Annotated in this window: 20 protein-coding genes and 3 pseudogenes; 4 read left to right on the top strand and 19 right to left on the bottom strand. The window is 64.3% G+C overall.

The annotated features are described in order from the left end of the window. Nucleotides 1–12: 12 nt before the first annotated feature. The 10 genes and pseudogenes from M1D87_RS24330 to ubiE form a co-directional block, all read right to left on the bottom strand. Nucleotides 13–909: pseudogene (locus tag M1D87_RS24330) on the bottom strand (methyl-accepting chemotaxis protein); the annotation flags it as partial. Nucleotides 910–1,126: 217 nt separating this feature from the next. Further along, nucleotides 1,127–1,834, bottom strand: coding sequence for a 16S rRNA (uracil(1498)-N(3))-methyltransferase (locus M1D87_RS24325; protein ID WP_123085586.1), 708 nt, complete (start codon nt 1,832–1,834; stop codon nt 1,127–1,129). Continuing rightward, on the bottom strand, nt 1,831–2,619 hold the full coding sequence (tatC, locus tag M1D87_RS24320; RefSeq protein WP_013974546.1) for a twin-arginine translocase subunit TatC: 789 nt from the start codon (nt 2,617–2,619) through the stop codon (nt 1,831–1,833). Before tatC ends, M1D87_RS24325 begins: the two co-directional genes overlap by 4 nt. Beyond that, complete coding sequence (gene tatB / locus M1D87_RS24315; protein WP_003259854.1) at nt 2,616–2,993, bottom strand: Sec-independent protein translocase protein TatB; 378 nt, start codon at nt 2,991–2,993, stop codon at nt 2,616–2,618. Before tatB ends, tatC begins: the two co-directional genes overlap by 4 nt. A gap of 3 nt (nt 2,994–2,996) precedes the next feature. Then, on the bottom strand, nt 2,997–3,269 hold the full coding sequence (locus M1D87_RS24310; RefSeq protein WP_003259853.1) for a twin-arginine translocase TatA/TatE family subunit: 273 nt from the start codon (nt 3,267–3,269) through the stop codon (nt 2,997–2,999). Nucleotides 3,270–3,441: 172 nt separating this feature from the next. Next, entirely contained in the window at nt 3,442–3,777 is a 336-nt protein-coding gene (locus M1D87_RS24305) for a phosphoribosyl-ATP diphosphatase (protein WP_046613456.1), read from the bottom strand. A gap of 1 nt (nt 3,778) precedes the next feature. After that, complete coding sequence (hisI, locus tag M1D87_RS24300) at nt 3,779–4,171, bottom strand: phosphoribosyl-AMP cyclohydrolase (protein ID WP_013974544.1); 393 nt, start codon at nt 4,169–4,171, stop codon at nt 3,779–3,781. A gap of 72 nt (nt 4,172–4,243) precedes the next feature. Beyond that, nucleotides 4,244–5,863, bottom strand: a complete 1,620-nt coding sequence (gene ubiB / locus M1D87_RS24295; protein ID WP_061550445.1) for a ubiquinone biosynthesis regulatory protein kinase UbiB — start codon at nt 5,861–5,863, stop codon at nt 4,244–4,246. After that, nucleotides 5,860–6,483: a ubiquinone biosynthesis accessory factor UbiJ gene (locus M1D87_RS24290; RefSeq protein WP_039612493.1), complete on the bottom strand. Its 624-nt coding sequence runs from the start codon at nt 6,481–6,483 to the stop codon at nt 5,860–5,862. Before M1D87_RS24290 ends, ubiB begins: the two co-directional genes overlap by 4 nt. Next, complete coding sequence (gene ubiE / locus M1D87_RS24285) at nt 6,483–7,253, bottom strand: bifunctional demethylmenaquinone methyltransferase/2-methoxy-6-polyprenyl-1,4-benzoquinol methylase UbiE (protein WP_013974541.1); 771 nt, start codon at nt 7,251–7,253, stop codon at nt 6,483–6,485. Before ubiE ends, M1D87_RS24290 begins: the two co-directional genes overlap by 1 nt. Before the next feature lie 124 nt (nt 7,254–7,377). Between ubiE and M1D87_RS24280 the strand changes: the two genes are divergently transcribed. The 4 genes and pseudogenes from M1D87_RS24280 to M1D87_RS24265 all read left to right on the top strand — a co-directional run. Continuing rightward, nucleotides 7,378–7,653 (top strand): polyhydroxyalkanoic acid system family protein, encoded by a 276-nt coding sequence (locus M1D87_RS24280; protein ID WP_015272091.1) that lies wholly within the window; start codon nt 7,378–7,380, stop codon nt 7,651–7,653. A gap of 123 nt (nt 7,654–7,776) precedes the next feature. Then, complete coding sequence (locus tag M1D87_RS24275; RefSeq protein ID WP_061550444.1) at nt 7,777–8,196, top strand: phasin family protein; 420 nt, start codon at nt 7,777–7,779, stop codon at nt 8,194–8,196. Then, a pseudogene (locus M1D87_RS24270) lies at nt 8,123–8,545 on the top strand (phasin family protein); the annotation flags it as partial. The gene M1D87_RS24275 and the pseudogene M1D87_RS24270, both read left to right, overlap by 74 nt. 87 nt (nt 8,546–8,632) lie before the next feature. Next, a pseudogene (locus M1D87_RS24265) lies at nt 8,633–8,944 on the top strand (hypothetical protein); the annotation flags it as partial. A gap of 166 nt (nt 8,945–9,110) precedes the next feature. Here the strand turns inward: M1D87_RS24265 and M1D87_RS24260 are convergent. The 9 genes from M1D87_RS24260 to M1D87_RS24220 form a co-directional block, all read right to left on the bottom strand. Beyond that, on the bottom strand, nt 9,111–9,725 hold the full coding sequence (locus tag M1D87_RS24260; RefSeq protein ID WP_025340913.1) for a TetR/AcrR family transcriptional regulator: 615 nt from the start codon (nt 9,723–9,725) through the stop codon (nt 9,111–9,113). A 13-nt stretch (nt 9,726–9,738) separates the two neighbouring features. Beyond that, nucleotides 9,739–11,421, bottom strand: coding sequence for a class II poly(R)-hydroxyalkanoic acid synthase (phaC, locus tag M1D87_RS24255; RefSeq protein ID WP_039612490.1), 1,683 nt, complete (start codon nt 11,419–11,421; stop codon nt 9,739–9,741). A 168-nt stretch (nt 11,422–11,589) separates the two neighbouring features. Further along, nucleotides 11,590–12,441, bottom strand: coding sequence for a poly(3-hydroxyalkanoate) depolymerase (phaZ, locus tag M1D87_RS24250; RefSeq protein WP_015272086.1), 852 nt, complete (start codon nt 12,439–12,441; stop codon nt 11,590–11,592). A 62-nt stretch (nt 12,442–12,503) separates the two neighbouring features. Beyond that, a complete protein-coding gene (gene phaC, locus M1D87_RS24245; protein ID WP_015272085.1) occupies nt 12,504–14,183 on the bottom strand; it encodes a class II poly(R)-hydroxyalkanoic acid synthase in 1,680 nt (559 codons plus the stop codon). A gap of 269 nt (nt 14,184–14,452) precedes the next feature. Then, nucleotides 14,453–14,830 (bottom strand): gamma-butyrobetaine hydroxylase family protein, encoded by a 378-nt coding sequence (locus M1D87_RS24240; RefSeq protein WP_003249306.1) that lies wholly within the window; start codon nt 14,828–14,830, stop codon nt 14,453–14,455. A gap of 163 nt (nt 14,831–14,993) precedes the next feature. Next, nucleotides 14,994–16,337 (bottom strand): ATP-dependent protease ATPase subunit HslU, encoded by a 1,344-nt coding sequence (hslU, locus tag M1D87_RS24235; protein ID WP_015272084.1) that lies wholly within the window; start codon nt 16,335–16,337, stop codon nt 14,994–14,996. Nucleotides 16,338–16,413: 76 nt separating this feature from the next. Beyond that, nucleotides 16,414–16,944: an ATP-dependent protease subunit HslV gene (hslV, locus tag M1D87_RS24230; RefSeq protein ID WP_003249309.1), complete on the bottom strand. Its 531-nt coding sequence runs from the start codon at nt 16,942–16,944 to the stop codon at nt 16,414–16,416. A gap of 213 nt (nt 16,945–17,157) precedes the next feature. Continuing rightward, on the bottom strand, nt 17,158–18,429 hold the full coding sequence (locus tag M1D87_RS24225; protein WP_123084788.1) for a dihydroorotase: 1,272 nt from the start codon (nt 18,427–18,429) through the stop codon (nt 17,158–17,160). Further along, nucleotides 18,426–19,430, bottom strand: coding sequence for an aspartate carbamoyltransferase catalytic subunit (locus M1D87_RS24220; RefSeq protein WP_003257774.1), 1,005 nt, complete (start codon nt 19,428–19,430; stop codon nt 18,426–18,428). Before M1D87_RS24220 ends, M1D87_RS24225 begins: the two co-directional genes overlap by 4 nt. Nucleotides 19,431–19,440: the final 10 nt, after the last annotated feature.

The following is a 19,440-nucleotide window of genomic DNA, read 5'->3' as shown; positions in this document are numbered from 1 at the left end:
CAGTTCATCGCGACGTTGTACCTGCAGGCTCAGGGTCAGGTCGCCACTGGCCACGCGCTCGGCGGCGTGCAAGGTCTGGCGCAGCGGGACGATAATCTGCCGGGTGATGGCCCAGGCCGCCAGCAGGCCGAGAGCCAGCGCCAGCACGGTGGCCACGGCGAGCACGGTCTTGGCCTGGGCCGCCCCGGCGTCGCGCACAGCGGTTTGTGAGGTGGTCATCGCCTGGCTGGTCTGCAGCAGTACCGTGCCGTGCTCGACCATGCTCTGCAGGGCCTGCTCACTGGCGACCTGGGCACTGCCGAACTGGGTGACCGCGTCGCGGTAGCCTGCCAGGGCGGTGGTGGCATCGTCCAGGCTGGCAGCATGCTCCGCCGGCACTTTGGCCGGTAGCGCGCGCAGTTCGGCCAAGGCCTGGTCGATAGCTTTCAGCGCCGTTTGCTGATAGTCGGCGTTGCCGCTGTAGGTGTAGCCGCGTACCTGGAAGCGCGCCTGCTGCAAAAGGGCGCTGACTTCCACTGCGTGCTGGTACTGGCTGATATCGCCTCCCTGCAGCAGGCCGCGTTGCACCCGGCCAATCAGCTCCGCGGCCTTATCGGCAGTGTCGCCAAGTACGGCGCGGCTGGCCTCGCGGCGCTGGCCGGCCTGTTTCAGGTCGTTGAATGCCTGCTGGTAGCCGCGCACGGCCTCGCGCTGCTGCTCAAGGCGCTGTCTGTCAACGGGCTGCTCGATCTGCCCGAGCATAAACTGCACTTGGCGTTCGAGGTTGCCCAGTGCCTTTTCCAACTCTGCCACCGAGGCTTCGTCAGGCTGGCGCTGGTAATGCTGGCGGGCGATGCGCAGTTCCTGGGTGTACTGCAGGATGACAGAGATGTTTCCCAGCTTGTCGCCACGGTTGATGATGCTGTCCATGCCGTGCCAGCCGGCCAGGGTGATGGCCAGGGTCAACAGCAGTACCAGGCCGAAGCCTAGCCCCAGTTTGCGATTGACACTCACATTGCCCAATGAGTGGGCGAACCATTGATACATGTACGACTCCCCGGCGGCTTGGCACCACGATTAATTGTTGTGTTGCCAAGACAATCGGCCTGGGGGAGGGAAACTTTATGGCTGAAAGTTGACTTATGTGTCAGAAAATTCGTGATAGCAGTGCTGTCACCGCAGTCTCGACCCGCAAAATGCGGTCTCCCAGCTGCACGGGTGCCAGGCCAGCCTTGCCCAGCAGATCGACTTCGTAAGGGATCCAGCCGCCCTCCGGGCCGATGGCCAGGGTCACGGGCTGTTCCACGGCGCGCGGGCAGGCGGGGTAGGGGCCGGGGTGCCCGACCAGGCCCAGGGTGCCTGCGGCGATGGCCGGCAGGCGGTCTTCGACGAACGGTTTGAAGCGCTTCTCGATGATCACTTCGGGCAGCACGGTGTCGCGGGCTTGTTCCAGGCCCAGGATGAGGTTCTCGCGAACGCTGTCCGGGTGCAGGAACGGTGTTTGCCAGAAGCTTTTCTCGACCTTGTAGCTGTTCAGCAGGATCAATCGCGGCACGCCAAGGGTGGCCACGGTCTGGAAAAGCCGGCGCAGCATTTTTGGCCGAGGTACGGCCAGCACCAGGGTCAGCGGCAGCTTGGCCGGTGGCTGCTGGTCAAAGGCGACTTCCAGTTCGGCTTCGTGCTTTTCCAGGCGCAGCACCGTGGCCTTGCCCATCAGGCCGTTGATACGGCCAACGCGCAGGTTGTCGCCCACCGCCACACGGTGGATATCCTGCATGTGGGTGAAGCGCCGATCTGCGAGGACGACGCGGACGGCCGAGACGAAGTCGGCCTCTTCAAGGAGCAACAGGTTCACGGTTGGGTCGCTGGTGGCTGGTCGTTGTGGTCGTTGGCGGTTTCGTCGTGGGCGCTGCGCTTGCGGATCAGGCTGCCGCACAGCACGCCGATCTCGAACAGCAGCCACATGGGTACGGCCAGCAGGGTCTGGGAGAAGATGTCCGGCGGGGTAAGGACCATGCCGACCACGAAGCAGCCGATGATCACGTAGGGGCGAATCTTCTTCAGGTACTTCACGTCGACCACGCCGATCCATACCAGCAGCACCACCGCCACCGGGATTTCGAAGGCTACGCCAAAGGCGAAGAACAGCGTCATCACGAAGTCGAGGTAGCTGGCGATGTCGGTCATCATCGACACGCCTTCCGGCGTGGCGCTGGCGAAGAAGCCGAAGATCAGCGGGAACACCAGGAAATAGGCGAAGGCCATGCCGGCGTAGAACAGGAAGATGCTCGACACCAACAGCGGAATGGCGATGCGCTTTTCATGGCGGTACAGCCCGGGTGCGATGAAGCCCCAGATCTGCTGGAGGATGAACGGAATCGCCAGGAACAGCGAGACGATCATGGTCAGCTTGAACGGCGTGAGGAACGGCGAGGCCACGTCGGTGGCGATCATCGTCGCATTGGCCGGCAAGTGCTCGCGCAGCGGTGCGGAGACCAGGGTGTAGATCTGCTGGGCGAAGGAGAACAGCCCGGCAAAGATCAGGAAAATGACGGCAACGCAGCGCAACAGGCGGGTGCGCAGTTCGGTCAGGTGCGAAACCAGCGGCATTGGCTGGTCGTGTTCCGGATTTTCGCTCATGGGGCTCGCGGCGGTTGAGGCGGTTCAGAAGGCGTGGCCGGGGCGGCAGCGGTCTCGACCGGCCTGGCTTCGAGCCCGGCGGGGGGCTGAACGGTTGCGGTGGTGACAGGCGGCTGCGCCGGTGGCGTCATCGGGTTGAGGATGCGCTTGGCTTCCTCTTCCATCTGCAGGATGTGCTCGTTGTGCAGCTGGCGGCGGATTTCGTCGGCGCCGATTTCGCGCTCCACTTCCATCTTGATGCTGTTGAAACTGCGCTTGAGCCGGCCGATCCACAGGCCTGCCGTGCGCGCGGCACCGGGCAGGCGCTCGGGGCCGAGCACCAGCAGGGCGACCAGGCCGACGAGCAGCAGCTCGCTGAAACTGATGCCGAACATGGGTCAATCTTTCCGCTGCGGCTCTTGGACCGGCTGGGCCTGGCCTTCGATGGTGTGGCCCTGGTTCTGCTGGGCAGTGTTCTGCACCGGCGGAACGGGTTGGGCAGGCGGCGGGGTCTGCTCGGCCGGCTTGTTCTCTTCGTCGCTCATGGCCTTGCGGAAGCCCTTGATCGACTCACCCAGGTCACTGCCGAAGTTCTTCAGCTTCTTGGTGCCAAACACCAGGACCACGACCACCAGCAGGACGATCCAGTGTTTCCAGTCAAAGATACCCATTTCGTACTCCTGAAATTTACAGGTAAAGCGAATTGTTCTGGCAACGCGGCCCCTGTGGGAGCGGGTTCACCCGCGAACACCGGCTTAGCCGGTGCCATACACCGCGTCGCATTCTTCGCGGGTGAACCCGCTCCCACAAAAAAGAGAGGGGGCCCCGCGCACTTGAATTACATCAGGCAGAAGGCGTTCGTGCTGCCTTCTCATCATGCCCGGAAAGCCCGAAGCGGCGTTCCAGCTCATCGAGCACGGCTTGCGGATGCTGGCCCAGCGCGCTGAGCATTACCAGGCTATGAAACCACAGGTCGGCGGTTTCGTAGATGACATCGCTGTAATCCTTGCTGACCGCGGCATCCTTGGCGGCAATGATCGTCTCGACCGACTCTTCGCCGAGCTTTTCGAGGATCTTGTTCAGGCCCTTGTGGTACAGGCTGGCCACGTAGGAGCTGTCGGGGGCCGCTTGCTTGCGTTCTTCAAGCACTTCGGCCAGGCGGTTCAGGGTGTCGCTCATGTCAGTGTCCTGCGCTGTAGATGGCATCCGGGTCTTTCAGGACCGGGTCGACGGTTTTCCACTGGCCGTCTTCGAAGACGCGGTAGAAGCAGCTTTCACGGCCGGTATGGCAGGCGATATGGCCCAGTTGCTCGACCATCAGGATGATCACGTCGGCATCGCAGTCCAGGCGCATTTCATGCAGCTTCTGCACATGCCCGGATTCCTCGCCCTTGCGCCACAGCTTGCCACGCGAACGCGACCAGTAGATGGCGCGTTGCTCGGCGGCGGTCAGGGCCAGCGATTCGCGGTTCATCCAGGCCATCATCAGCACGCGTCCGGTCTTGTGGTCCTGGGCGATCGCCGGTACCAGGCCCTCGCTGTTCCACTTGATCTCGTCCAGCCAGTCTTTCATCGTCGACTCCAAAGCGGGCCCGCTCCTGTGCCGGGCCCTTTGCGCTAGTGTGCCAGCCATGGGCGCGGCTGGCTATTGGCGCACGATCAGGTAAAGGCCGGCGGCCAGCATCAGCCAGGCCGGCCAGGCGGCAGGGGCGGCCAGGCTGGCGGCCGCGGCGGCACCAGCGGCCAGTACCGCGCCGCCGCCGAGCAGGCCGGCGCCGAGCAGGCGCAGCGCCCAGCGGTCGCCGTGGCGGCGCCGCTCCGGCAGTTGCGGATCGTGCAGGTGCGGTTGCGACAGGCGCTCGAGCAGGTCGCGGGCCATGTCGGCCAGGTGCGGCAGTTGCTCGACCTGGCTGTGGATGTTGCCGAGCACGGCCTTTGGGCTCATGCGGTCGCGCATCCAGCGCTCGAGGAACGGCTTGGCGGTGCTCCACAGGTCCAGGTCTGGGTACAACTGGCGGCCCAGGCCTTCGATGTTGAGCAGGGTTTTCTGCAGCAATACCAGCTGCGGCTGCACTTCCATGTTGAAGCGCCTGGCGGTCTGGAACAGGCGCATCAGCACCTGGCCGAAGGAAATATCCTTTAACGGTTTTTCGAAGATCGGCTCGCACACGGTACGGATCGCCGCTTCGAACTCGTTGACCTTGGTGTGCGCCGGCACCCAGCCCGAGTCGATGTGCAACTGGGCGACGCGGCGGTAGTCACGCTTGAAGAAAGCGATCAGGTTGCGCGCCAGGTAGTCCTGGTCCTCGGCGGTCAGGCTGCCGACGATGCCGCAGTCGATGGCGATGTACTGCGGGCTCCATGGTTTGACCGTGCTGACGAAAATGTTGCCCGGGTGCATGTCGGCATGGAAGAAGCTGTCGCGGAACACCTGGGTGAAGAACACCTCCACACCCCGTTCGGCCAGCAGCTTCATGTCGGTGCGCTGGTCGGCCAAGGTGGCCATGTCGGTCACCGGCACGCCGTAGATGCGCTCCATCACCAGCACCTTGGGGCGGCACAGGTCCCAGTACACCTGGGGCACGTACATCAGCTCGGAGCCTTCGAAATTGCGCCGCAACTGGCTGGCGTTGGCCGCTTCGCGCAGCAGGTCGAGCTCGTCGTAGATGGTTTTTTCGTAGTCGCCGACGATTTCCACCGGGTGCAGGCGGCGGGCGTCGGCCGAAGCGCGCTCGGCGGCCTTGGCGATCAGGAACAGCCAGGCCAGGTCCTGGGCGATCACCGGCTTCAGGCCCGGGCGCACCACCTTGACCACTACTTCCTCGCCACTTTTCAGGCGCGCAGCATGCACCTGGGCCACCGAGGCCGAGGCCAGTGGTTCGACGTCGAAGCGGCTGAACAGTTGCGTTACCGGGGCGCCCAGCTGCGCCTCGATCAGTGCCACGGCCTGCTTGGGGTCGAACGGCGGCACACGGTCCTGCAGCAGCATCAGCTCATCGGCAATGTCGTTGGGCAGCAGGTCGCGGCGGGTGGACAACAACTGGCCGAACTTGATGAAGATCGGCCCCAGGTCCTGCAGTGCCAGGCGCAGGCGCGCGCCTCGGTTGAGCTCGGACGGCTTGCGCGGCAGCCAGCGCCACGGCATCAGCAGGCGCAGGCTCATCAGCCACCAGGGCAGCGGCAGGTCGAACAGCAGGTCATCGAGACGGTAGCGGATCACCACACGCTGGATGCGAAAAAGACGGCGGACGGCGAGCAGCTTCATGCGTTATCGCTGGTATCAAGGGATCGGGAGAGGCGCTTGAGGCGCGCCTCGAGGCGTTCTGTATCGAGCTTCAGGGTGTCGAGCTCGCTGAAGGCGGCTTCGGCTTCGCGCTTGCCGACCAGGGTGCGGGACTCTTCGGCCAGGTACTCGGAAAGGTTCTGGCTGAAGCGCGCCAGGCCCTGGCGGGTCCAGCGTGCGCGCAGGCGGATGTGGCCGGCCAGCAGCGCCGTGGCGACCGGGCCAAGCCAGCGTTGCAGTTCGTGTTCCCAGTCCAGCTCCAGGTCCTGCAGCACACCGAACAGGTCGAGCAACACGGCGCTGTCGCCATGCAGTTCGACTTGCGGGCTGTGCAGCACGGCGGTCTTGTCCCTGGCCAGGGCCAGTTGCGTCAGGCTGCCGGCCGGGGCGCGCAGGCTGCAGTCGACCTCGCCTTGCCAGTGGGCGGCGAGCATCAGGCCCTCTTCATCGGGCAGGATGAACACCTGCAAGGCTGGCTGGCGGCAGTCGATCTCGATGACCTTGCCCTCCAGCGCGGCCAGCCGCGGCAGGGCCGTGCTGTCCATGCGCAGGACGCGGTTCAGGCCATGTTCGGCGCTGGCGAGCAGCCCGGCCAGCAGCATCAGGGCTTGATCCCCCGATGCACGGCAACGATGCCGCTGGTCATGTTGTGGTAGGTGACCCGGTCGAAACCGGCCTCGACCATCATGGCCTTCAGGGTTTCCTGATCGGGGTGCATGCGGATCGACTCGGCGAGGTAACGGTAGCTCTCCGAGTCGTTGGTGATCAGCTTGCCGGCCAGCGGCATGAAGGCGAACGAGTAGGCGTCGTAGGCCTTGGACATCAGCTTGTTGGTCGGCTTGGAGAACTCCAGCACCAGCAGGCGACCGCCTGGCTTGAGCACGCGCAGCATCGAGCGGATGGCTTCGTCCTTGTGGGTGACGTTGCGCAGGCCGAAGGCGATGGTCACGCAGTCGAAGTGGTTGTCCGGGAATGGCAGCTTCTCGGCGTCGGCCTGAACGAATTCGATGTTGCCGGCCACGCCACGGTCGAGCAGGCGGTCACGGCCGACCTTGAGCATCGATTCGTTGATGTCGGCCAGCACTACCTGACCGGTCGGGCCGACCAGCCGCGAGAACTTGGCGGCCAGGTCGCCGGTACCGCCGGCGATGTCCAGTACACGATTGCCGGCGCGTACGCCCGACAGCTCGATGGTGAAGCGCTTCCACAGGCGGTGCATGCCGCCGGAAAGCACGTCGTTCATCAGGTCGTACTTGGCTGCTACCGAGTGGAACACCTCGGCGACTTTCTTCGCCTTCTGGCTTTCAGGGACGTCCTGGTAACCGAAATGGGTGGTGGGTTCGGCGTGGTCGCCTTTGCGCTGGTCGTTCATATCGCTTCACCGGGAAAAATTACCGCCATTCTAGGGCGAACGGGCGGATTTGTCTTGGCGGGGTGTGCCAGTGGGCAGGGGCGGGCATAATGCTCATTATGTCTTCATCTTCAGGAACACCCGCATGACCCAGATCAGCGTCGAACGCAAACATTCCCTCGGCCGCGATGCCGCCCGTGCCAAGGCTGAAGCGCTGGTCGACAAACTGACCCGCGAATACGACCTCAAGGCCACCTGGAACGGCGACAGGGTCGACGTGGCGCGCAGCGGTGCCAACGGCAGCGTGCACATCTTCGATGACCGCATCCGCGTCGAATTGAAGCTGGGCATGATGCTGTCGATGATGAGCGGCACCATCAAGGGCGAGATCGAGCGGGCGCTGGACAAAGCCCTGGCCTGACCCCTTCCCGGGGCCATGCTCGTTCACCTTAGGGTGAAGATTCTAATTTCCCTCTCTACCTTGTGCTCAAGCCCAACCTCCATGGGCGGTTTCTCCTCCACTCATGAGCATGAGGTACAGAGCATGGCCAAAGTGACTGTGAAGAAAAAGGACGACGCCCCGGGCACGCTGGGCGAGGTGCGCGGCTACGCGCGCAAGATCTGGCTGGCGGGCATCGGCGCCTATGCGCGTGTGGGCCAGGAAGGCTCCGACTACTTCAATGAGCTGGTCAAGGCCGGCGAAGGCGTCGAGAAGCGTGGCAAGAAGCGCATCGACAAGGAGCTCGATGCTGCCAACAACCAGCTCGACGAAGCGACTCAGGAAGTCAGTCGCGTACGCGGCAAGGTCGAAGTTCAACTGGACAAGATCGAAAAAGCTTTCGACGCGCGGGTAGGTCGCGCCTTGAATCGCCTTGGCATTCCGTCTAAACATGACGTTGAGGCGTTGTCCATCAAGCTTGAACAGCTGCACGAGCTGCTCGAGCGCGTCGCGCACAAACCATAAGGAGAGCAGGATGGCTGGCAAGAAGAATTCCGAGAAAGAAGGCAGCTCCTGGGTCGGCGGGATCGAGAAGTACTCCCGCAAGATCTGGCTGGCGGGGCTTGGTATCTATTCGAAGATCGACCAGGACGGCCCGAAGCTGTTCGACTCGCTGGTGAAGGATGGCGAGAAGGCCGAGAAGCAGGCGAAGAAGACCGCCGAAGATGTTGCTGAAACTGCCAAGTCGTCGACCACTTCGCGTGTGTCGGGCGTGAAGGACCGTGCGCTGGGCAAGTGGAGCGAACTCGAAGAGGCCTTCGACAAGCGCCTGAACAGCGCCATCTCGCGCCTCGGCGTGCCGAGCCGCAACGAGATCAAGGCCCTGCACCAGCAGGTGGACAGCCTGACCAAGCAGATCGAGAAACTCACCGGCGCTTCGGTTACCCCGATTTCGTCGCGCACTGCAGCCAAACCGGCTGCGAGCAAGGCGGCGGCCAAGCCACTGGCCAAGACGGCAGCGGCCAAGCCTGCGGCGAAAACCGCGGCGGCCAAGCCGGCGGCCAAGGCCGCAGCGGCTAAACCTGCTGCCAAGACTGCGGCGGCCAAGCCTGCGGCGAAACCGGCAGCGGCCAAGCCGGCTGTGGCGAAGAAGCCTGCAGTGAAGAAAGCACCGGCCAAGCCAGCAGCCGCCAAGCCGGCAGCTCCAGCGGCCAGCGCCGCTCCGGCCGCTAGCGCAGCTCCTGCACCAACCGCGGCTCCGGCCACCAATCCGCCTTCGGCACCGACAGGCACCGGTACCCTGATCTGATACCGCGTCGCCTTCTTCGCGGGTAAACCCGCTCCCACAGGTGCTGCGCCGCTTGTAAGCTCTGCACCGTACCTGTGGGAGCGGGTTCACCCGCGAATGCGTCGGCTGCTGCAATACATTTCTGTCAGGCTTACCCCTCCAGATACCTCACCGCCAACTGCTCCGCCGCCCCCCGCGCCTGGGCCTGCAGATGCGGCGCCACCAGCATCATCACCTGGTACACCACAATCCCCACATCCCCCTCGCGCCCCAGTACCCGCTGGTAATCCAGCGAGAACATCAGTGTCAGGGTGATCTGCTCCACCAGTTGCCCCAGCGCCTGGGTCTCGCTCTCTACCAACCCTTGGCCCTTGAGGCTGGCCAGCAACGCCGCCAGCGTGCGCTTGAGCGCGTTGATCAGGCTGCGCATGCCGCGAGCCAGTTTGGGCAGGCGCCCGGTCAGGTTCGACAGGTCCTGGAACAGGAAGCGGTACTGCGCCATGCGTTCGACGATCAGGTGCAGGAACAGCCAGTAATCCTCGGCATCCAGGCGTACCTCCAGCGGCGGGTCGAGCAAGGGCATCAGCGCTTCTTCAAAGCGCTCGAACAGCCCCAGCACCAACGGCTCCTTGCCGTGGAAGTGGTAGTAGAGGTTGCCGGGGCTGATGCCCAGTTCGTTGGCAATTTCCAGGGTGGATACGTTCGGTTCGCCCTGCTGGTTGAACAGCTGCAGGGCACATTCGAGGATACGGTCGCGAGTCTTCATCCAGTCGGCATGCTCATCGGGTCAGCACGTAGGTGCCCGGCGCAGGGCCCAGCGGTGGGTAGGTGGCATTGCCCAGTTCACTGCGCGGTGCCTTGAGCGGGCCGGAGCGCGGGGTGATCCACTCCAGCCACAACGGCCACCAGCTGCCTTCGCTGCGCTTGGCATCGTGGAACCAGGCACGCGGGTCGCTGGACAGCTTGGGGTTGGCCAGGTAATAGGCCTTGGGGTTGCCGGGCGGGTTGATGATGCTCTGGATGTGCCCGCTGTTGGCCAGCACGAAGCGACGGTCGCCGCCCAGCAGCAAGGCCGAGCGGTACACCGCATCCCACGGGGTGATGTGGTCGTTGCTGCCGGCCACGGTGAAACTGTCCAGATCGACCTTCTGCAGGTCGATGGGGGTGCCGCATACCTCCAGGCCGGCTGGGTGAGTCAGCGGGTTGAGTTTGAAGAAGTCCAGCAGGTCGCCATGCAGCGCGGCGGGCAGGCGTGTGCTGTCGGCGTTCCAGTACAGGATGTCGAAGGCTGGTGGTGTCTTGCCGAGCAGGTAGTTGTTGACCCAGTAGTTCCAGATCAGGTCGTTGGGCCGCATCCAGGCGAAGATCCGCGCCACCTCGGCGCCATCCAGCACGCCGCGCTGATAGGAGCGGCGCTTGGCGGCCTCGATGGTCTGCTCGTCGGCGAACAGGCTGGCGGGGCTTTCGAACTTGCTGTCCAGAAGGCTGACCAGGTAGGTGGCGCTGCGCACCCGACGCAGTTGGTGCTTGGCCTGCAGGTGACCCTGCAGCGCGGCCATGGTCAGGCCGCCGGCGCAGGCACCCATCAGGTTGGGGTCGCGGTTGCCGCTGATGCTGCGGCAGGCGTTGAGCGCTTCTTCCAGGGCCTGCACGTAGCTGGACAGGCCCCATTCGCGGTGGCGCGGGTCGGGGTTGCGCCAGCTCACCATGAACACCTGCAGGCCGCTCTTGAGCATGTACTGGACAAAGCTGTTGGTCGGGCTGAGGTCGAAGATGTAGAACTTGTTGATCTGCGGCGGCACCACCAGCAGTGGCCTGGCATGCTGCCTTTCGCTCATCGGCTTGTACTGGATCAGCTCCAGCAGCTCGTTGCGAAACACCACGGCGCCGGCGGTTGCGGCCAGGTTGCCGCCCACTTCGAAGGCGCGCTCGTCGACCTGGCGTGGCAGGCCATCGTTGTGGCGCAGGTCATCGAGCAGGTGGGCCACGCCGCGTACCAGGCTCTGGCCACCGCTGTTGAACAGTTCCTTGACCGCCAGCGGGTTGAGCAGCGAGTTGCTCGGCGCCAGTGCATCGTTGATCAGGTTGAACAGGAAGTGCGCACGGGCCCGGTCATCGTCGTCCAGGTGGCTTTCCTCGATCCACAGGCGGGTCTGCTTCTGCCAGGCCAGGTAGGCTTGCAGGCCGCGCCGGTAGAACGGGTTCTGGCTCCATGTCGGGTCGCTGAAGCGCGGATCGCGCGGGTTCGGCTGAAACGGTGTGTCACCCAGCATCACCCTGCCCAGCTGACCACCCAGGGCCAACAGGTGATGCGCGGTGTGCAGCGGATGACGCAGGCTTTGGCGGCTGACATTGCGCAGCGTGGAAATCAGGTCACGGCCGCGCAGGCCGAGGATGGCGTTCTGCACGTTCATGCTGGTGGCGGGAAGCGTTGTCGTTCCTTTGGCCGTTTTGTCTTTCATGGCAACACTCCCTCGTCCTGACCTGGTGCCTCATGACTAAACATATTCACTGATTTAGCAGGGTCTCTGTGGGAGCGGGTTCACCCGCGAACACCGGCGAAGCCGGTGCCATACACCGAGTTGGATTCTTCGCGGGTGAACCCGCTCCCACAGGGTCCCAAATCGCCTTCACACACCCGAAACCGGGCGAGGGTGCATGACAGCGCGCTGACGCTCTTGCTGAAGGAACTTCATGATGATCGGGGCGACGGCCTCGGCCCGGGTGATCAGGAACAGATGGCCGTCGTCGATAATGTGTAGCTGGGCATTGGGAATTCGCCAGGCCAGCAGGCGCATGTTGATCAGCGGGATCAACGGGTCGTCGTCGCCTGCCAGCACCAGGGTCGGCTGCTGGATCTTGTGCAGCCAATGGATGCTGGTCCAGCCAAGCCCGGCGAACAGCTGCCAGTAGTAGCCCATCTTGCCGCCGGAGCGCACCTTGGCGGCGTGCTGCATGGCCAGGTCCGGGTCACGCCGGAAGCCGCCGCCATAGATCGTCGGCGCAATGCGGATGACATGCGACGGCTGCACGTAGCGCCGCGGGCTGGCCATCATCCACAGCACCTTGGGCTTACCCGGCACCATCACCGCACCGGCGGCAGTGGCGGCCAGCACCAGCTTCTTGCAGCGCTCGGGGTAGTCGTGGGCGAACTGCTGGGCCAGGGCGCCGCCCCACGACACACCGATGACATTGACCTGGCCGTAGTCGAGGTAGTCGAGCATGCGTGCCGTCAGCTTGGCCAACCCGGGGAAGCGGTAAGGGTGGCGCGGCGTGGACGAGCCGCCGACCCCGGGCACGTCAAAGGCGATGACTTCCAGGTCCGGGTCCAGCGCCTCGATGAACGGAAACACCAGCTCCAGGTTGGCGCCGATGCCGTTGAAGATCAGCAGCGGCGTCAGATGCGACTTGCCCGGGCGGACGGCGGTGCGGATGGACTGGTTGTCTAGCTCGACGGTCCTGAAGATATAGGGTTGCGGCATGCGCGTGACTCATGGGGTGAAATGAACACCGTGGCGCCCCGCAGGGGCCACGGCGCTGCAGCTCAACGCTCGTGAACGTAGGTGCCCGGGGATGCCTCGCCAGCGGCATAGGCACGGTTGCCCAGACGGGTCGGTGCCTTTTTCAGCTCGCCGGCACGTTCGCCCAGCCAGCTTTGCCAGTGCAGCCACCAGGAGTCCGCATGCTTGGTAGCGTTTTCTTGCCAGGCCACCGGGTCACCTGGGCGATCGGCACCGGTCATGAAGCGCGCCTTGGGGTTGCCTGGCGGGTTGAGGATGCTCTGGATATGGCCGCTGTTGGACAGCACGAATTCGATCTTGCCGCCGAACAGGTGCGCCGAGCGGTAGCACGACTGCCAAGGGGTAATGTGGTCATTGGTGCCGGCGAGGCTGTAGATGTCGCATTTGACCTGTTTCAGATCGATCGGAGTGCCGCACACTTCCAGGGCGTCCGGGCGCGTCAGCGGGTTGCTCTTGAACATCTCGATCAGGTCGCCATGGAAGGCGGCCGGGAGGCGCGTGGTGTCGTTGTTCCAGAACAGGATGTCGAACACCGGCGGCTCGTTGCCGAGCAGGTAGTTGTTGACCCAGTAGTTCCAGATCAGGTCGTTGGGGCGCATCCAGGCGAACACCTTGGCCATCTCGCTGCCTTCGAGCACGCCGGCCTGGTAGGAGTGGCGCTTGGCGGCCTCCAGGGTCTGCTCGTCGACGAACAGGGCGACCTGGTTGTCCATGGTGGTGTCCAGCACGCTGACCAGCAGGGTCAGGGCATTGACCTTGTTCTCGCCTAGCGCGGCATAGTGGCCGACCAATGCCGTGCAGGTGATGCCGCCGGAGCAGGCACCGAGCATGTTCAGGTCCTTGCTGCCGGTAATCGCCAGCACCGCGTCGACCGCCTCCTTGAGCGCATCGATATAGGTGGACAGGCCCCATTCGCGCTGGGCTTTGGTCGGGTTGCGCCAGCTGATGATGAAGGTCTGCTGCTGCGAGCGCAGGCAGTAGCGCGCCAGGCTCTTTTCCGGGCTCAGGTCGAATACGTAGAACTTGTTGATTTGCGGCGGCACCACCAGCAGCGGGCGGGCATGCACCTGCTCGGTGATGGGGCTGTACTGGATCAGCTCCAGCACATCGTTGCGGTACACCACGGCGCCTTCACTGGTGCCCAGGTTCTTGCCCACCTCGAAGGCGTCCATGTTCACCTGGCTGGGCATGCCGCCGTTGTTGACCAGGTCCTTGGCCAGGTTGGAAAGGCCATCGAGCAGGCTCTTGCCGCCTGTTTCGAAAAAGCGTTTGACCGCTGCCGGGTTGGACAGGGTGTTGGTCGGCGCCATGGCTTCGGTCATCAGGTTGATGACGAACTGGCCACGGCTGATGTCCTGGGGCGAAAGGTCACTGCTGCCGATCCAGTCCTGCAGCTCCTTGCGCCAGGCCAGATAGGTTTGCAGGTAGCGGCGGTAAAGTGGGTTGTTGCTCCATGCCGGGTCATTGAAGCGACGGTCGTCGCTTTCCGGGGCAAGGCTGGACTTGCCCAGCAGCACGTTCTTCAGCTCCAGGCCAAAGTGGGCCACATGCTTGGCGCTGTGCAGCGGTTGGCGCACGGCCTGGCGCAGCACGGTGCGTGCCGAGCTCAACAGGTCCTTGCGACGGATACCGATGACCGGGTTCAGCCCCAGGGTGTTTTCCGAGGCCTGCCGCTGCAGCTCATCGTTGTTCTTGTTACTCATCTACGACGCTCCGTTGTCCTGAGACGAGTACCGGTTGCTGTGGCGGGTGCACAGTTCTGAGCCCGGTACTGCTACTCGGGTGACCAGTGATAAGGAACAGCGGTGCTGCGAGGGTTCTGGCTACCTGCAATTTGATGCAGGGAACTTGCCACCCCCCATTGGTTACCCGACTTTCATGTAATGCGCAAGACAGCCCTTCACTGGGCTGTCTGTAAGGTATTCAAACAAATGAATTTAGAAAATGCGCTCTAAATCCTGAAGGCCTTGCGCTAGAGCATGAGTTTGACCACCGACTCGGCGGGGTCGCGGGATTTCCCGGCCTTGTGCAGTTCGTCGAGGTACTCGGCCCACAGCTGTTCCTGGCGCAGGCACAGTTGCTCGAGGTACTCCCAGGTGAACAGGCCGCTGTCATGGCCGTCGTCGAAGGTCAGTTTCAGTGCGTATTGCCCGGCAGGTTCCAGCCCGCTGAGGCCGACGTTGATCTTGCCGAACTGCAGGATGGGGTTGCCGTGGCCCTGGACCTCGGCGGAGGGGGAGTGCACGCGCAGGAATTCGGCGGGCAGGTGGTAGACCTCGCCGGGGGCGTAGGTGAGGCTGAGGGTTTTCGAGGCTTTGTGCAGGTTGATGGCGGTGGGCAGGCGGGCCATGGGCGGAATCTCTCGGGAGCTGATGAAGCAAGCTTCCAGCTTATGTTCGAGGGATTCAAGGGCCTCTTCGCGGGCACGCCCGCTCCCACAGGATCACCACATGCTTTGGGTCTGTGGTGATCCTGTGGGAGCGGGCGTGCCCGCGAAGCAGTCGATGCCCTTTTTACAGGATGTAACGCGATAGGTCTTCGTTCTGCGCCAGCTCACCCAGGTGGCTGTTCACGTACGCCGCGTCGATCTGGATCGGCGCTTCGTCATGGGTGCTGGCCAGGTCGCCAGCGCTGAACGACACCTCTTCGAGCAAACGCTCGAGCAGGGTGTGCAGGCGGCGGGCACCGATGTTCTCGGTCTTCTCGTTCACCTGGTAGGCAATCTCGGCCAGGCGCTTGATACCGTCGGCGAGGAACTCGATATTCAGGCCTTCGGTCTTGAGCAGGGCCTGGTACTGTTCGGTCAGCGACGCGTGCGGCTCCTGCAGGATGCGCTCGAAGTCTTCCGGGGTCAGGGCCTTGAGCTCCACGCGGATCGGCAGGCGGCCTTGCAGTTCGGGCACCAGGTCGCTCGGCTTGCTCAGGTGGAACGCACCCGAGGCAATGAACAGGATGTGGTCGGTCTTGACCATGCCCAGCTTGGTGTTGACGGTGCAGCCTTCGATCAGCGGCAGCAGGTCGCGCTGCACGCCTTCACGGGACACGTCGGCGCCGCCAACGTTGCCGCGCTTGGCAACCTTGTCGATTTCGTCGATGAACACGATGCCGTGCTGCTCGACAGCTTCCAGGGCCTTGGCCTTGAGTTCTTCCTCGTTGACCAGGCGGCTCGCTTCTTCATCGCGAACCATCTTCAGCGCCTCTTTGACCTTCAGCTTGCGCGCCTTGCGCTTGCCTTTGCCCATGTTGGCGAACAGGCTCTGCAGCTGGTTGGTCATTTCTTCCATGCCGGGCGGCGCGGCAATTTCGACGCCCACGGCATCGGCCACTTCGATCTCGATTTCCTTGTCGTCCAGCTGGCCTTCGCGCAGGCGCTTGCGGAACAGCTGGCGGGTGTTGGAATCGGTGCTGGTCTGCGCGGCTTCTTCGGCGAAGCTGCTGACCCGCGCCTGCGGCAGCAGGGCGTCGAGGATGCGGTCTTCGGCGGCGTCTTCGGCGCGGTGGCGCACGCGGATGATCTCTTGCTCACGCAGCATCTTCAGCGCGGCATCGGCCAGGTCACGGATGATCGACTCGACGTCGCGGCCCACGTAGCCCACTTCGGTGAACTTGGTGGCTTCGACCTTGAGGAACGGCGCGTTGGCCAGCTTGGCCAGGCGGCGGGCGATTTCGGTCTTGCCGACGCCGGTTGGGCCGATCATCAGGATGTTCTTCGGGGTCACTTCGGCGCGCAGCTCGGCGGGGAGCTGCATGCGCCGCCAGCGGTTGCGCAGGGCGATTGCCACGGCGCGCTTGGCGTCGTCCTGGCCGATGATGTGGCGGTTGAGTTCGTGGACGATCTCGCGGGGGGTCATGGACATGATCAATAGGGTCCTCGGGCAGAATGATTCAGCGTGGAAAAGCCCCATCACCGGGATGGAGCGCCAGAACAGCTGATCAGTCGGCCAGGTCCTGCTCCTCGATGGTCAGGTTGTGGTTGGTGAACACGCAGATGTCGCCGGCGATGTTCAGGGCAGTCTCGGCGATTTCACGGGCCGAGAGGTCAGTCTTGTTCAGCAGGGCGCGTGCTGCGGCCTGGGCGTAGGCACCGCCGGAACCCATGGCGATCAGACCGTCTTCAGGTTCGACCACATCGCCGTTGCCGGTGATGATCAGGGAGGCGTCCTTGTTGGCCACGGCCAGCATGGCTTCCAGGCGGCTCAGGGAACGGTCGGTACGCCATTCCTTGGCCAGCTCGACGGCGGCGCGGACCAGGTGGCCCTGATGTTTTTCAAGCTGGCCTTCAAAGCGCTCGAAAAGGGTGAACGCATCGGCGGTGGCGCCGGCGAAGCCCGCGATGACCTGGCCGTGGTACAGGCGGCGCACCTTCTTGGCGTTGCCTTTCATCACGGTGTTGCCGAGGGATACCTGGCCGTCGCCGCCCATGACGACTTTGCCGTTACGGCGGACAGAAACGATGGTGGTCAAGGGGAGAGTCTCCACGCAGCGGGGCGAAAGTGCCTGATGCAGACTCATATGGGGGTGGGGGGAAGGATTTCAACCGTGGGGGATGAATGGTAGGTGTTCCCCTGTACTGGCCTCATCGCCGGCAAGCCAGCTCCAACACGGATATCACAGGCATTGAGGGCAGTGATTTCCTGTGGGAGCTGGCTTGCCGGCGATGAGGCCAGTGAGGGTTACTCAGGCCTCGTGGCAGACATGCCCATCGACCAAGGTATAACGCACCGCACCCGGCAGGCAGTGGCCGATGAACGGGCAGTTCTCACCGCGGGAGAACCACTGCTCGCCGGCCACGGTCGAGGCTTGCGGGTCGAACAGCACCAGGTCGGCCGCGCCTCCCACTTTCAGCTCGCCGGCCGGCAGGCGCAGGGCCGCCGCCGGGCCGCTGCTCAGGCGGGCCAGCAAGGTTGGCAGGTCGAGCAGGCCGTCCTGCACCAGGGTCATGGCCAGCGGCAACAGCAGTTCGACACTGCTGATGCCCGGCTCGGTGGCGCCGAACGGGGCCAGCTTGGCGTCGCGCTCGTGTGGCTGGTGATGGCTGGAGATCGCCTGGATCACGCCCGACTTCACCGCCGCACGCAGGCCGTCACGGTCGGCGGCGGTGCGCAGCGGTGGCTGCACGTGGTACAGGCTGGAGAACTCACGCAGCGACTCGTCGGTAAGGATCAGTTGGTACAGCGCCACATCGGCGGTCACCGGCAGGCCAAGCTGCTGGGCCTGCTCGATCAGCCGTGCGCCACGGGCGCTGGTGATCTGGGTGAAGTGCGCACGCACGCCGGTCTGTTCCACCAGCAGCAGATTGCGCGCCAGGGCCACGGTCTCGGCGGTTTCCGGAATGCCCGGCAGGCCGAGGAAGCTGGCCATGGCACCTTCGTGAGCCAGGCCGCCTTGGGCCAGGTCGCGGTCCTGGGAATGGAACACCACGGTCAGGTCGAAGGTGGCGGCGTATTCCAGGGCGCGGGCCAGGGTACGGTTGTTGGGGATTTCCTTCAGGCCATTGCCGAAGGCCACGCAGCCGGTGTCGCGCAGTGCCACCAGCTCGGCCAGTTGCTCGCCTTCCAGGCCCTTGGTCAGGGCGCCGATCGGGTAGACCTTGCTGTTGGCGGCCTCGCGGGCGCGGTCAAGGATAAGCTCGGCCACGGCCGAGGTGTCCAACACCGGCTTGGTCTGCGGCGGGCAGCACAGACTGGTGACACCGCCGGCGACGGCGGCGCGGGTTTCACTGGCGATGTTGCCTTTGCGGCTGTAGCCCGGCTCGCGCAGGGACACGCCGAGGTCGACCAGGCCGGGTGCGGCGACCAGGCCATCAGCCTGGATCCTGCGGCTGGCGCTGAAGCCGGCCGGGGCTGCACCGATGGCGGCAATACGGCCGCCGTCCAGGTGCAGGTCGGTGACCTGGTCCAGGCCGCTGTTCGGGTCGATGACCCGGGCGCCGAGAATACTGATGGTCACTGGGCGTTCTCCTGGTCGAATTGACGTTGCGCGTTCTGCCCGCTCATGGCCATGGACAGCACGGCCATGCGCACGGCGATGCCGTAGGTGACCTGGTTGAGGATCACCGAGTGCTTGCCGTCGGCCACCGCCGACTCGATTTCCACGCCACGGTTGATCGGGCCCGGGTGCATGACGATGGCGTCGGGCTTGGCGCCGGCCAGGCGCGCGGTGGTCAGGCCGAACAGGCGGTAGAACTCGCCTTCGCTGGGCAGCAGGCCGCCGGCCATGCGCTCACGCTGCAGGCGCAGCATGATCACCACGTCGACGTCCTTCAGGCCTTCGGCGAGGTCCGTGTAGACCTTCACGCCGTACTGCTCGATACCGATCGGGATCAGGGTTTTCGGGCCGATCACGCGGATGTCCGGGCAGCCCAGCGCTTTGAGCGCCAGCATGTCGGAGCGGGCCACGCGCGAGTGCAGGATGTCGCCGACGATGGCCACCGACAGGTTCTCGAAGCTGCCCTTGTGGCGGCGGATGGTGAGCATGTCGAGCATGCCCTGGGTCGGGTGCGCGTGGCGGCCGTCACCGCCGTTGATCACGGCAACTTCCGGGCACACATGCTCGGCGATGAAGTGCGCCGCCCCGGAATCGGAGTGGCGCACCACGAACATGTCGGCGGCCATGGCTTCGAGGTTGCGCAGGGTATCGAACAGGGTTTCGCCCTTGCTGGTCGAGGAGGTCGACACGTTCAGGCTGATCACGTCGGCCGACAGGCGTTGGGCCGCCAGTTCGAACGTGGTACGGGTACGGGTGGAGTTCTCGAAGAACACGTTGCACACAGTCTTGCCGCGCAGCAACGGGACCTTCTTCACGGCCCGGGCACCGACTTCCAGGAAGGAGTCGGCGGTGTCGAGGATCTCGGTGAGCAGTTCGCGGGGCAAACCGTCGAGCGAGAGGAAGTGGCGCAGCTGGCCCTGATCATTGAGCTGCAGCGGGCGCTTGGCGTCGATTGGCGTCATCGCGGGGGAC

The organism is Pseudomonas sp. SA233, from assembly GCF_054792385.1.
The sequence above is the reverse complement of the archived record's forward strand: the minus strand, read 5'-3'. Positions and strand labels throughout refer to the sequence as shown.

Coding starts and splice junctions, on each gene's coding strand:
- phaC (WP_015272085.1), bottom strand. CDS start 14,183: ATGAGTAACAAGAACAACGATGAGCTGCAGCGGCAGGCCTCGGAAAAC.
- phaZ (WP_015272086.1), bottom strand. CDS start 12,441: ATGCCGCAACCCTATATCTTCAGGACCGTCGAGCTAGACAACCAGTCC.
- M1D87_RS24275 (WP_061550444.1), top strand. CDS start 7,777: ATGGCCAAAGTGACTGTGAAGAAAAAGGACGACGCCCCGGGCACGCTG.
- tatC (WP_013974546.1), bottom strand. CDS start 2,619: ATGAGCGAAAATCCGGAACACGACCAGCCAATGCCGCTGGTTTCGCAC.
- M1D87_RS24310 (WP_003259853.1), bottom strand. CDS start 3,269: ATGGGTATCTTTGACTGGAAACACTGGATCGTCCTGCTGGTGGTCGTG.
- hisI (WP_013974544.1), bottom strand. CDS start 4,171: ATGAAAGACTGGCTGGACGAGATCAAGTGGAACAGCGAGGGCCTGGTA.
- hslU (WP_015272084.1), bottom strand. CDS start 16,337: ATGTCCATGACCCCCCGCGAGATCGTCCACGAACTCAACCGCCACATC.
- M1D87_RS24240 (WP_003249306.1), bottom strand. CDS start 14,830: ATGGCCCGCCTGCCCACCGCCATCAACCTGCACAAAGCCTCGAAAACC.
- tatB (WP_003259854.1), bottom strand. CDS start 2,993: ATGTTCGGCATCAGTTTCAGCGAGCTGCTGCTCGTCGGCCTGGTCGCC.
- M1D87_RS24220 (WP_003257774.1), bottom strand. CDS start 19,430: ATGACGCCAATCGACGCCAAGCGCCCGCTGCAGCTCAATGATCAGGGC.
- ubiE (WP_013974541.1), bottom strand. CDS start 7,253: ATGAACGACCAGCGCAAAGGCGACCACGCCGAACCCACCACCCATTTC.
- M1D87_RS24280 (WP_015272091.1), top strand. CDS start 7,378: ATGACCCAGATCAGCGTCGAACGCAAACATTCCCTCGGCCGCGATGCC.
- phaC (WP_039612490.1), bottom strand. CDS start 11,421: ATGAAAGACAAAACGGCCAAAGGAACGACAACGCTTCCCGCCACCAGC.
- M1D87_RS24260 (WP_025340913.1), bottom strand. CDS start 9,725: ATGAAGACTCGCGACCGTATCCTCGAATGTGCCCTGCAGCTGTTCAAC.
- M1D87_RS24305 (WP_046613456.1), bottom strand. CDS start 3,777: ATGAGCGACACCCTGAACCGCCTGGCCGAAGTGCTTGAAGAACGCAAG.
- M1D87_RS24290 (WP_039612493.1), bottom strand. CDS start 6,483: ATGCTGCTGGCCGGGCTGCTCGCCAGCGCCGAACATGGCCTGAACCGC.
- ubiB (WP_061550445.1), bottom strand. CDS start 5,863: ATGAAGCTGCTCGCCGTCCGCCGTCTTTTTCGCATCCAGCGTGTGGTG.